Source organism: Arthrobacter sp. H-02-3, assembly GCF_003097355.1.
In the GTDB taxonomy this organism is placed as follows: Bacteria; Actinomycetota; Actinomycetes; order Actinomycetales; family Micrococcaceae; genus Arthrobacter; species Arthrobacter humicola.
In genome coordinates this window covers 183740-195742 of the sequence record NZ_PYUI01000001.1, presented here as the reverse complement: position 1 = coordinate 195742, position 12003 = coordinate 183740, and the positions used below count along the sequence as shown (strand labels likewise).

13 protein-coding genes are annotated in these 12003 nt (G+C 65.8%); 9 read left to right on the top strand and 4 right to left on the bottom strand.

Features of this window, described 5'->3' with window-relative positions; genetic code table 11:
• Positions 1-39: 39 nt before the first annotated feature.
• The 3 genes from C9424_RS00915 to C9424_RS00905 form a co-directional block, all read right to left on the bottom strand.
• Positions 40-1386, bottom strand: coding sequence for an ABC transporter substrate-binding protein (locus C9424_RS00915; RefSeq protein ID WP_116765091.1), 1347 nt, complete (start codon positions 1384-1386; stop codon positions 40-42).
• Positions 1387-1485: 99 nt separating this feature from the next.
• Positions 1486-2466: a carbohydrate ABC transporter permease gene (locus tag C9424_RS00910; RefSeq protein ID WP_442861999.1), complete on the bottom strand. Its 981-nt coding sequence runs from the start codon at positions 2464-2466 to the stop codon at positions 1486-1488.
• Positions 2463-3413, bottom strand: a complete 951-nt coding sequence (locus C9424_RS00905) for a carbohydrate ABC transporter permease (RefSeq protein WP_202615726.1) — start codon at positions 3411-3413, stop codon at positions 2463-2465. Before C9424_RS00905 ends, C9424_RS00910 begins: the two co-directional genes overlap by 4 nt.
• A gap of 280 nt (positions 3414-3693) precedes the next feature.
• On the opposite strand from C9424_RS00905, the gene C9424_RS00900 reads away from it, so the two are divergent.
• The 8 genes from C9424_RS00900 to C9424_RS00865 all read left to right on the top strand — a co-directional run bounded on the left by C9424_RS00900 (position 3694) and on the right by C9424_RS00865 (position 9166).
• Positions 3694-4797: a P1 family peptidase gene (locus tag C9424_RS00900; protein ID WP_116765090.1), complete on the top strand. Its 1104-nt coding sequence runs from the start codon at positions 3694-3696 to the stop codon at positions 4795-4797.
• 188 nt (positions 4798-4985) lie between these two features.
• A complete protein-coding gene (infA, locus tag C9424_RS00895; protein ID WP_009358723.1) occupies positions 4986-5207 on the top strand; it encodes a translation initiation factor IF-1 in 222 nt (73 codons plus the stop codon).
• A gap of 69 nt (positions 5208-5276) precedes the next feature.
• Complete coding sequence (gene rpmJ, locus C9424_RS00890; protein ID WP_009358722.1) at positions 5277-5390, top strand: 50S ribosomal protein L36; 114 nt, start codon at positions 5277-5279, stop codon at positions 5388-5390.
• A 179-nt stretch (positions 5391-5569) separates the two neighbouring features.
• The gene (rpsM, locus tag C9424_RS00885) at positions 5570-5944 is read left to right on the top strand and encodes a 30S ribosomal protein S13 (protein WP_003803743.1); all 375 of its coding nucleotides are present in this window, start codon (positions 5570-5572) and stop codon (positions 5942-5944) included.
• A gap of 100 nt (positions 5945-6044) precedes the next feature.
• Positions 6045-6446, top strand: a complete 402-nt coding sequence (gene rpsK / locus C9424_RS00880; protein ID WP_018773682.1) for a 30S ribosomal protein S11 — start codon at positions 6045-6047, stop codon at positions 6444-6446.
• Positions 6447-6580: 134 nt separating this feature from the next.
• Positions 6581-7591 (top strand): DNA-directed RNA polymerase subunit alpha, encoded by a 1011-nt coding sequence (locus C9424_RS00875; RefSeq protein WP_018773683.1) that lies wholly within the window; start codon positions 6581-6583, stop codon positions 7589-7591.
• Between the two features lie 77 nt (positions 7592-7668).
• On the top strand, positions 7669-8244 hold the full coding sequence (gene rplQ, locus C9424_RS00870; protein WP_116765089.1) for a 50S ribosomal protein L17: 576 nt from the start codon (positions 7669-7671) through the stop codon (positions 8242-8244).
• Positions 8245-8275: 31 nt separating this feature from the next.
• Entirely contained in the window at positions 8276-9166 is an 891-nt protein-coding gene (locus C9424_RS00865; RefSeq protein ID WP_202615725.1) for a tRNA pseudouridine synthase A, read from the top strand.
• Between the two features lie 133 nt (positions 9167-9299).
• Here C9424_RS00865 and C9424_RS00860 read toward each other — a convergent pair whose 3' ends face one another.
• Positions 9300-10817: a sensor histidine kinase gene (locus C9424_RS00860; protein ID WP_337189800.1), complete on the bottom strand. Its 1518-nt coding sequence runs from the start codon at positions 10815-10817 to the stop codon at positions 9300-9302.
• 364 nt (positions 10818-11181) lie between these two features.
• Here C9424_RS00860 and C9424_RS00855 point away from each other — a divergent pair, with 364 nt between their 5' ends.
• Positions 11182-11949 (top strand): response regulator transcription factor, encoded by a 768-nt coding sequence (locus C9424_RS00855; RefSeq protein WP_116765087.1) that lies wholly within the window; start codon positions 11182-11184, stop codon positions 11947-11949.
• The last annotated feature ends 54 nt before the right edge of the window (positions 11950-12003 follow it).

The window sequence follows — 12003 nt, the reverse complement described above, 5'->3', positions numbered from 1 at the left end:
ATTTCGGTAGCGCCAGGGATTTTGCGTGTCGGGGGAAAGCTAGCTCTTCAGCTTCGGCTTCACGTCCTTGGTGTAGATCCCCTCGAGGGTCGTCTTGAGCCCGGCCATGGTGGCCTTGACGTCGCCCTGCTGGGTGAGGATCGCGGCGGCGGCCTTGGCCATCTCCTGGTCCGCGCCGGGCAGGAACACCCGGGCGTTGTCCTGGACCCGGGTCACGGCGAGCTGGTCCATGGCGGTCTTGATCTGCGGGGTCTTGGCCAGCACGGCCCCCATGTCGGCCGACATGCGGGTGGGCATGTAGCCGGTGGCCGCGGAGAACGCCGCCGTGTTTTCCGGTTCGGTCATGAACTTCAGGAACGTCGCCGCCGCGAGCTGGACTTCCTTGCTGACACCGCTGGGAATGCCGAGCCCGGCCCCGCCCGTGGGGCAGACGCCGCTTTCGGCCTTCGGGCCGCCCGGGAGGTAGCCGACCCCCACATTGAACTTGGCGGACTTCAGGACGCCGAGGAGCGATCCGGTGGAGGAGATGGTGGTTGAGGTGATGCCCGCGGCAAAGTCGTCCGCGGCTTCCTTGGAAGAGACCCCGGCCCACTTGTCCTTGTAGATCGAGTCCTGGGCCCACTGCAGTGCGGCGACGGACTCGGCGGAATCGCAGGTGACGGTCCAGCCGTCAGACCAGCTGCCGCCCCAGCCCCACAGGTTGTTCTGCAGGGTCCAGCCCGCGTAGCCGGCCAGCGCCGGGTAGATGTAGGCGTACTGCGCGCCGGAGCTGGCCTTGAGCTTGGGCGCCCAGTCGCCGAACTCCTGCCAGGTTTTGGGTGCGCGGTCCGGCAGTCCAGCGGCCTTGAAGTGGTCCTTGTTGTAGTAGAACAGCGGGGTGGAGCGTCCGTAGGGGAGGGCCCATTGCTTGCCGGCGTACTGGTAGTCCGCAACCAGTGACTTCTGGAAGTCATCCACCTTGATGTCGAGCTGCTTGATCAGGCCGTCGAGGGGAATGATGTTGCCGTTGGTGAAGTAGCGGAACCACCAGACGTCGGAGAGGACCACGAGGCCGGGCAGTGCTGACTTGGCGGCCTGGGAGGTCTGGAACTTCTGCGCGATTTCCTCGTAGTTGGCGCCTGCGGTCACGAGGTTGACCTTGATGTCCGGGAACTTCGCGTGGAACTTGTCGATCACGGACTGTTCCACGTCCTGGGACTTGCCCGGGTGGTTGGTCCAGAAATCGAACGATGCGGCCGGCTTGACGCCGCTGAAGTCGATCTCGGCTGCGCCGGTGGCGGCCGGCGTGCCGGCGGTCGACGGGCCGCCGCAGGCGGCCAGTGCTGCTGCTCCTGCGCTGGCGCCGGCCAGCCCCAGGAAATGCCGGCGGTGAAGGTTGATTGCCACGGTGGATCCTCTCAAAGGTACGGACTCGTTGGTTCTGATGACGGAGATAGTGGGCGTGGTTCGGGCGGGCGTGAGGGTGGCTGGTGGTCGCGGGCCGCGTCAGCCCGTGACGCTGCCCTGCGTGAGGCCGGCGACGATATAGCGCTGCAGTGCGGCGAAGACCAGCAGGATCGGCACGATCACGAGGACGGCGCCGGCCATGAGGATGCCCCAGCCGGAGCCGTTGCCCTCGGAGTTCTGCAGCAGTGTCAGGCCGACGGGGAGGGTCATGGTTTCGGGCCGGTCCGTGATGATGAGCGGCCAGATGTAGTCGTTCCACTCGCTGACCACGGTTACCAGGGCAACTGTGGCGATCGAAGGAACGGAGACCGGCACCACGACCTGCCACAGCCGGCGCCAGTGGCCGGCGCCGTCGATTTCCGCCGCCTCGAGGATGGACCCGGGCAGCGTCCGGAAATGCTGGCGCAGCAGGAACGTGCCGAAGGCCGTGCCGAGTCCCGGCAGGATGATGCCCCACAAGGTGTTCTTGCCGCCCATCCCGGCGATCAGGATGTAATTGGGCAGGATGGACACCTGCGGCGGGACCATGAGGGCCACGAGGATCAGCACGAAGATGGCGTTCTTGAACGGGAAGCGGACAAACACGAGGGCGTAGGCGGTCAGGATCGCCAGGATCACCTTGACGGTGGAGCCCACGGCGGTGACGATCAGGCTGTTCATGAAGAACTGCCCGAACGGAACGGTGGTCATGGCCGTCCTGTAGTTCTCCAGGTTCACGCTGTCCGGCAGGAGCTTCAGATCCATGGTGATGATCTCGCCCGGCTGCTTGAAGGAGCTCAGGAGCATCCACAGCAGGGGCAGGAACACCACCAGGGTGGCCAGGATCAGCGGGAGGTAGCCGCCGGCGATCGTCTGGACCAGGTTAGCGCGGGAGAACGGCGCCGGGCGCCGGGGCGGTGCTTCGGTGACGGCGCCCTCGGGTGCCGCTGCCTCACCGGGTTCCGCGGCTCCTCCTGCACCGGGAGCGGGGGAGTCGCCGGTGGTGGCGGGATTGGGGCTGACAGGCGAGAGCGTGCTCACGAGTAGTGCACCTTCCGTTCGACGAACCGCAACTGGAGGACGGTGATGATGAGCAGGATTGCGAAGAGGACCACCGAGATGGCGGCCGAATAGCCGGCCCGGTTGAAGGCGCCGAAGGCCTGCAGATAGGCCTCATAGATCAGGGTGCTGGTGCCGTTTCCCAGCGGCGTCATGATCCGGATCAGGTCAAAGGCCTGCAGCGAACTCAGCATGGTGGTGATGAGCAGGAAGAACGTGGTGGGCGAGAGCAGCGGCAGGGACATGTTCACAAACCGCCGGAAGCCGTTAGCGCCGTCCAGGGCGGCCGCTTCCATGACGTCCTGCGGCAGCGACTGCAGGCCGGCCAGGAACACCACCGCGCAGTAGCCGAGGTTCTTCCAGACGTAGACCAGGATCACCATGACCAGCGACAGTTGGGGATCGTTGATCCACTGCGGGCTCTGCTGGCCGATGCCGCGCAGCAGCCAGGCCAGGACCCCGTAGCCGGGGTCGAAGATGAAGAGCCACACGAGCCCGACGCCGACGCCGCTCAGCACGTAGGGCGCGAACACGGCGGAGCGGGCAAAGGTGGTCCCGCGGACTTTGGAGTTCAGCGCCAGGGCCACGAGGAGCCCCAGCGCCATGGACCCGCCGACCGTGACCAAAGTGAAGACGGCGGTGGTGCCCAGGACGTTCGCGGCGTCGGGGCTCGTGAAGAACGTGATGTAGTTCCCGAGCCCCACTACGGTGGCGGACGCGGAACCGAGGGTCCAGTCCAACGTGGAGTAGTAGATGTTGTTGATCAGGGGCAGGTAGGTGAATACGGCGATCAGCGCGAGGTTCGGGAGCGCCAGGGCCAGGAAGACGAAGAAATCCCGGCGGGTTCGGCCGGACCAGCGGGGTCGCCGCGGGCTGGCCTTCCCGGCCTCCGCAACGGCGGGCGGCCGGTCAGTCAATAGTCTGGTCATTCGGGTCTCTAACGGATCCGGGCCGGCCGAAGGGCAGGCAGGTGGGCGGGGGACCTGACTCACTCCACCACATGCCTGACGGGCGAAATCCCGAATCCGGGCTGTCCCGGAGATTGTTGCTCGAGGCTTCCAAATCCGTTCACGCAGCGTTCGCCGAAGGATTGCATAACATTTGTTTTGGACGCCGGATCAACCCAACTGACTCGCACTTGCGGCCGTTATGAGCCCCCAAAACGGCCCCTGCTGCGAGTCAGTTGGGTTGGGGGCGCACAATGGAGCCATGCAAGCAACGGGAGCGATTACCGACGTCGCCGGGATCCGGGTAGGCCATGTGCAGAAGTCCGACGACGGCTGGCTGAGCGGGGTGACGGTGGTTCTCCCGCCGCCCGGCACAGTGGGCTCGGTGGATGTCCGCGGCGGCGGCCCCGGAACGCATGAGACGGACGCCCTGGATCCCACCACGCTGTCCTCCACCGTGGACGCCGTCGTCCTGACCGGGGGGAGCGCCTTTGGCCTCGCGGCGGCGCACGGCGCCCAGCGCTGGTGCGAGGAGAACGGCCGCGGCTTCGCCGTCCCCGGCGGGCTTGTCCCCATTGTTCCGGCCGCGGCGATCTTCGACCTCGGCCGCGGCGGTGATTTCACCGCACGCCCCGGCGACGCCATGGGCTACGCGGCCACGGCAGCTGCCGGGGCCCAGGCCAACGGCCACGACGTCGACCGGGGCAACGTCGGTGCCGGCACAGGAGCAGCAATCGGCCGTGGCACCTATAAAGGCGGAGTAGGAACCGCCTCCATAACCCTAAATAACATCTCAAAAGACGGGCCCATCGTGGTGGGGGCCATTGCGGTGGTCAACGCGCTGGGACTCCCATTCATCGCACCGCCCCAGCAGGTGGAACCCGGCAGCGTGCGTCCAAGCTGGGGCCACGACGGCGGGGTTCCCTCGCCGAGCTTGCGAGGCGAGGGGGCCGGTGGGGACGAAGGAGCGAGCACGCAGAGGGTTTCGGCCGCTGCGGCGAAAGCCGCGCAGGTCCCGGGGGCGGCGGCGCCGGACCAAGCCCCGCCGCTCAACACGACGCTCGTCGTCGTCGCCACTGATGCCGTCCTGGACAAGTCCGAATGCAAGCGCACAGCCTCGGCGGCCCATGCAGGATTGGCCCGGGCGTTGAATCCAAGCCATACCCTTGCCGACGGGGACACCGTGTTCGCGCTGGCGACCGGCGCCGTCGCACTGGACCGCAGCACCGCGGCGGCCCGCCAGATCAGCCTCATTACGCTGCAGAGCGCGGCAGCCGACGTCGTGCGCCTCGCGATCCTCGACGGGATCGAACGGGCGGAGGCAGTGACGACGCCGGCGGGGACGCTAGGTGCGTACGGACGCTGAGTGCGCTACGATTGCTGGATTTAACTTCGGATTTAACAATCCCGCCGAAATGGCGTAGTGTTGACTGTTGGTTGTCTGCCCCGTTGTGCCCTTTTGTGGTCGGGTGGCACCAACCAATCAATCAAAAACGTCCGCGGTCATGGCCGGTGTAAACCGGGAGGCTGCGGCAACAACAGTTAGCGGAGGGTATGGCCAAGAAGGACGGGGTCATTGAGATCGAGGGCGTTGTGACCGAGGCGCTGCCTAACGCGATGTTTCGCGTTGAGCTCACCAACAAGCACATCGTTCTGGCACACATCTCTGGAAAGATGCGCCAGCACTACATCAGGATCCTCCCCGAGGACCGCGTAGTGGTGGAGCTGAGCCCTTACGACCTGACACGTGGTCGTATCGTCTACCGCTACAAGTAAACACTGGGCGGCCAGAGCAACAGCCGAAGGCCGGTCCAGCTGACCAACTGCAACACGCAAAGGAACGCCATGAAGGTCAAGCCGAGCGTCAAGCAGATCTGCGAAAAGTGCAAAGTGATCCGCCGTAATGGCCGGGTCATGGTGATCTGCGAGAACCCGCGCCACAAGCAGCGCCAGGGCTAATTTCCCTCTTCGGGAAAACCCTGGGTTGCTAACCCACGCAAGTAAATAGAAAAGGCAGCACAAGCTGAACTGGGACGTAATGGGCCCGGACAGCTAACCCCCGGTCGGAGGCTGGGGCCGCACTGAACGTGCGGGTGTACTGCCTACGACCTCCGGTTTATACAAGGAGCACTGCCACTATGGCTCGTCTCGCTGGCGTAGACATTCCCCGCGAAAAGCGGTTGGAAATTGCGCTTACTTACATCTACGGCGTGGGTAAGACCCGTGCACACGAAACCCTGGCTGCCACCGGCATCAGCGCTGACGTCCGGGTCAAGGACCTGACCGACGCACAGCTGGTCGAGCTGCGTGACTACATTGAAGGCAACTACAAGGTTGAGGGTGACCTTCGCCGCGAGGTAGCCGCTGACATCCGCCGCAAGGTTGAGATCGGCAGCTACGAAGGCCTGCGTCACCGCAAGGGCCTGCCCGTACGCGGACAGCGTACGAAGACCAACGCCCGTACCCGCAAGGGCCCGAAGCGTACCGTCGCCGGCAAGAAGAAGGCCCGCTAAACCCCATTTGCCCCTTTGTAACCGCTGACGCGGTTTCAAAGAACCCGGCAAATGAGGGAACAGCGAAGCTTTCCCCCAATAACTTTCTGTAGGAGAAAAAATGCCCCCGAAGACTCGTGGCGCGGTTCGCAAGCCGCGTAAGAAGGACAAGAAGAATATCGCGCTGGGCCAGGCGCACATCAAGAGCACCTTTAACAACACCATCGTGTCCATCACGGACCCGAACGGTGCTGTCATCTCCTGGGCTTCGTCCGGTGAGGTTGGCTTCAAGGGCTCGCGTAAGTCCACCCCGTTCGCTGCCCAGATGGCCGCCGAAGCCGCCGCAAAGCGTGCACAGGAGCACGGCATGCGCAAGGTTGACGTGTTCGTCAAGGGACCGGGTTCCGGACGCGAAACCGCCATCCGTTCGCTGCAGGCCGCTGGCCTCGAGGTTGGCTCCATCCAGGACGTCACCCCCAGCGCCCACAACGGCTGCCGTCCGCCGAAGCGCCGCCGCGTCTAAGGCTTTCCAACGCCCAGGAGCTTGCCCGGACCCTTACCGGTCCGGGCAAGCCCGGCCGCGTTAAGTCTTCAGACCGACTCTTTCCACCACCTGTGTTGCGTCATATAGCGGATGCTCGCCGAAAGGAAACCTAAGTGCTCATTGCACAGCGCCCCACCCTCTCCGAAGAGGTCGTCTCCGAAAACCGCTCCCGGTTCATCATCGAACCGCTTGAGCCGGGCTTTGGCTACACCCTCGGAAACTCCCTCCGTCGTACCCTGCTCTCCTCGATCCCTGGTGCCTCTGTCACGAGCATTCGGATCGATGGCGTGCTGCACGAGTTCACCACGGTTCCGGGTGTCAAGGAAGATGTCACTGAGATCATCCTGAACATCAAGAACCTGTCGGTTTCCTCCGAGCACGACGAGCCGGTTGTTGCTTACCTGCGCAAGCAGGGCCCGGGAGTCGTCACCGCCGCGGACATCGCTCCGCCGGCCGGCGTCGAATTCCACAACCCGGATCTGCACATTGCCACGCTGAACTCGAAGGGCAAGTTCGAGCTCGAACTGACCATCGAGCGTGGCCGCGGCTACGTTTCGGCAGCTCAGAACAAGTCCGGCGACTCCGAGATCGGCCGCATTCCGGTCGACTCGATCTACTCGCCGGTCCTGAAGGTTACTTTCCGCGTGGAAGCTACCCGTGTTGAGCAGCGCACTGACTTCGACAAGCTCATTGTCGACGTCGAGACCAAGCAGGCAATCGCTCCGCGCGACGCCGTTGCTTCGGCCGGCACCACCCTGGTGGAACTGTTCGGTCTGGCCCGCGAGCTGAACACCGCAGCTGAAGGTATCGAGATCGGCCCGTCGCCGACGGACGCTGCCCTGGCAGCCGACATGGCTCTGCCGATCGAGGATCTGGACCTGACGGTCCGTTCCTACAACTGCCTCAAGCGTGAGGGCATCCACACCGTGGGTGAACTCGTTGCCCGCTCCGAGGCTGACCTCATGGACATCCGCAACTTCGGTGCGAAGTCCATCGATGAGGTCAAGGCCAAGCTGGTCGAACTGGGTCTGTCCCTCAAGGACTCCCCTCCCGGTTTCGATCTGGCAGCACGTGCCGCAGCCATCGAAGAGGACGACGCCGCGTTCAGCGACGACGAGCTCTAAACAACAGATCTTGGCCGGCCGGCTGGATGCACCCTGGCGTGCGCTGCCCGACGGCTTCCATATGAGGAGAAACTATTATGCCTACCCCCGCTAAGGGTCCGCGCCTCGGAGGCGGAGCGGCTCACGAGCGTCTTATGCTCGCGAACCTGTCCGCCGCACTGTTCGAGCACAAGCGGATCACCACCACGGTGACCAAGGCCAAGCGCCTGAAGCCGTACGCTGAGCGCCTGGTGACTTTCGCCAAGCGTGGCGACCTCGCCTCCCGCCGTCGTGTACTCGGCCTGATCAGCAACAAGGGCGTCGTCCACGAGCTGTTCACCGACATTGCACAGGCAGTGGAGAACCGCGATGGCGGCTACACCCGTATCACCAAGATCGGCAACCGCAAGGGCGACAACGCTCCCATGGCTGTCATCGAACTGGTGCTCGAGCCGGTTTCCGCCAAGCAGGCCGTCGTAGCCGAGGCTACCTCCGCCGCCAAGCGCGATGCCGACAAGAAGGACGCCGAGAAGGCTGAAGCTGCTCCGGTTGCCGAGACCGAAGTTGCCGAGACCGAAGAGGCTCCCGCCGCCGAGGCTCCCGAAGCTGAAGCTACCGAAGAGGCTCCGGCCGCTGAGGAAGCTGCCGCTGACTCCGAGAAGGACGCGAAGTAATTCGCCAAAACCTTCTTATAGACTTAAGTCTATGAACGAGCTCAAACCCGCTGCCCCCGTTTTGGGGGGCGGCGGGTTTTTGCGTATCCGGCTGGATTTGGCGTACGACGGCGGCCCCTTCAGCGGATGGGCCGTGCAGCCGGGGCTGCGCACCGTCCAAGGCGTCCTGGAAGAGGCATTGGCGTTGCTGGTCCGCCGGCCCGTGCGGGTCACGGTGGCCGGCCGGACCGACGCCGGCGTGCACGCGCGGGGACAGGTGGTCCACCTGGACCTCAGTGAAGCCGAGTGGCAGGGACTGAACCGCGGCGTTGAACTTGATCCCGCCGTCGCCCTGGTCCGACGCCTCCGCGGCGCCCTGAGCCGGGGGCTGGGGAACCTCAGCGGGGCGATCGAGGTCCACCGGGCCACAGTCGCGCCCGAAGGGTTCGACGCCCGGTTCTCCGCCCTGTGGCGCCGCTATTCCTACCGGATCGCGGACGGCCCGGCCCTGTGGGACCCGCTGGGGCGTTATTCGACCCTCTGGCACAAGAGCCCGCTCGACGTCGGGCTGCTGAACGAGGGTGCCGGGCAGCTGCTCGGGCTGCAGGACTTCCGCTCCTACTGCAAGCCCCGCGAGGGCGCCACCACCATCCGCGAACTGCAGCGCTTTGAATTCGCGCGCGGCACCGACGGCGTCATTGTCGCCACCGTCCAGGCCGACGCGTTCTGCCACAACATGGTCCGCTCCCTGGTGGGCTCGGCCCTGTACGTGGGGGAAGGCGTGGAGGCTCCGGGGTGGCTTTACGAGCGGCTGCTTGCCCGGCAGCGCGACGCCCGCTCGGTGCTGGCTGCCCCGCATCCGCTGGTGCTGGAGGAAGTGGCCTACCCGTCGGACAGCGGGTTGCTGGCCCGGGCCGAACTGACCCGGGCGCTGCGGGCGTAGAGGCCGCCGGACTCGGAGTTCCTGTAAATCCATCGAAATCGCCGGATAGCTGCCGGATCGCCGGAAGGTACCGGCGACCTGGCAGCTGTCCGGCGACCTCGGGCCAGCACCGGACAATGGTGGGCCCCTAGTCCTAGAACGCCGCCGGGGGACCGTCTGCGGGGAGCTCCACGGTGAACGTGCTCCCGTGGCCTGGAAGCGTGCGGCAGGAGATGGATCCGCCGTGCCGTTCCACGATGGCCTTGGTGATGGACAGGCCGAGGCCGGCCCCCGGAATCGACCCCTCGCGGACGGCCGGGCTGCGGAAGAAACGGGTGAAGACCCGCCGGGCATCGGCGGCCGTCATGCCCATGCCGGTGTCCGCAACGTGGAGGCGCACCAAACCGTCGCCGGTGCTGGCGGAGACCCGCACCGATCCGCCGTCGGGGGAGTACTTGATCGCGTTGGAAACGAGGTTGTCCAGGGCTTGGCTGATCCGGAGCGGATCCACATGGGCCCAGATCGGGCCCCGGACGTCCATCGAGAGGTCAACACGGGACGCTTGAGCATGTGCCTGGGCCGAGCCGAGGCTGGCTTCCACGAGCCCGGCGAGGTCCGTGCGGCGGGGATGGACATGGACCGCGGAACTGGCGGACATCAGAAGGTCCGATACCAGGGCCAGCAGCCGCTCCGCGTTGCGCTGCGCGACTTCGATGCGGCGCACCACGGGACTGTCCAGGCCCTCCGTGTCGGCGAGCACGAGGTCGAGGTTGCCGATGATGGACGTCAGCGGCGTGCGGAATTCATGGGAGACGGTCGAAACGACCTCGTCCTTCGCGGCGAGGGCGTCCACGAGGCCGGTGACCTCGTTGAATACCACCACAGCCCCGCGGAAGTCGCCGTCGTCGTTTTTCAGGGGCCGGGCCCCCGTGGAGACCACCCGGCTGTCTGCCGCCTCGCCGAAGCACACGAGGTAATCGGCAAAGGACTCGCCGCCCAGCGCCCGCCGGAGGGGACGGCGTTCCGGCGGCAGCGGCGTGCTTCTGTCCTGACCTGTCAGCACCAGCTGGCCTTCTTCCGCCGGAGACGCCGACGACGCCGACTCGGCGGATTCCTCCAGCTGCGTCTGCCAGCTGTTGGTCAGCAGACGGCGGCCGTCGGCGTCCACTGCCACGATCCCGACGTCGACAGTGTCAAGGATGGTGTTCAGGAGCCGCTCGCGTTCCCTGCTGTCCGAGAGCAGGGCCTGCAGTTCGGCTTCTTTGGATTTGATCCGCCACTGCTCGTGCCGCAGACGCGCCCGCGCGAACCGCATGGCCAGGGAGACGGCGAGCATCATGAGCGGGACCAGCATGGCCTCAGCTGCGCGGGCGGCCACCGGTGCCGCCGGGTCTGCGAGGAGCCAAGGCAACGCTGCCAGCAGCGGCACGGTAAAACTGAGCGAAAGGCTTGCGGGCGCGGACAAGCTGGACGCCGAAATCCACACCACGGGCAGGACCGAGAGCACCCCCGGATCCGGCAGCCCCGCCGCGCCGCCATCCCGGAGAAGTCCGACGGCGACCAGATCCAGGACGGGGATGATCAGCGGCGCCAACGGCCCGAAGCGCTGCCAGGGAACCAGGACGCAGGCCGCCAGGAGTGCGCCCTGCAGGCCGAGCGCGAACCGGCACAAGGGGCTCTCCAGAAGACCGGGCCAGGCGGTTGGGGCAGCGAGGAGGACTCCGGCCATCATGACGGCCAACGGCAACTGGCAGATTAGGACCCGCGCACGGGGCCCCAATGCCTTGACGTATCGATCCGCACCCCGGATCAGCCGTTGTCTAGCCAAAGACGCCGCGCCCCTTTCTCGTTGCTTCAGTTTTACACCTGGTGTCACGCAAACTTGACATAAATCGAAGTTTTGCTATTTCTGTTACTGAGCCGCCGAGGTTTTGCCCCCTACCGTGGGTATTCTGGCAATGCCGGTGGGGGCCGGCGGATCCAGTGTTGCCGCCGCATCCGCGGACGGCAGCGTAGCGTGCCACATGAGGGGGGCCATGACCGACCTGGGAGTCGCCGTCGTAGTTGAAGACGACGAAGATGTTCGGAACCTTGTCGAAGCGGTATTGAGCCAGGCCGGCTTCGAAGTTCATTCGGCGGCCGGCGGCAGGGAAGGCGTCGACGTCATCCGGCAGCAGGAGGCCAGCGTGGTCACCTTGGATGTCGGGCTTCCCGATATCGACGGCTTCGAGGTGCTGCGCCGGATTCGCGAGTTCAGCGACGCCTACGTGGTCATGTTGACGGCCCGTACCGACGAACTCGATACCTTGACGGCATTCCACACCGGTGCGGATGACTTTCTGGCGAAGCCTTTCCGTCCCCGTGAGTTGCGTGCCCGCGTCGGTGCGATGATGCGCCGGCCGCGGCAGGTTCTCCAGGCCGCACTCGTCCCGGCGACGGATCCGGGGGCCCAAGCCGTCCCGGCGGCGTCCCAGGCTCCGGTGCTGCGGCACAACGGGCTGGAGCTGAACCCGGAGACCCGGTCTGTGAGCGTCGACGGCGAGCCCGTCGGCCTGACCCGCAGCGAGTTTGATCTTCTGCACGCCCTGCTCAAGGGTGCCGGCGCGGTGCGGTCCAAGACCGAACTGGTGCGGGTGGTGCGGGGGGACTACTACCGGGCGGACGCCTACATTAGCGAATCCGATGAACGCGCCGTCGAGGTGCACATTGGCAACCTCCGGCGGAAACTCGGCGAGGACCCGGTGCAGCCGCGCTGGCTGCAGACCGTCCGCGGCGTGGGCTACCGGCTGGCACCGGAGCGGTAGCCGCGCGCGCGGCCCGCGCTGAGTCCCCGGCCCGCGCCCGGCGCATCGCCGGGG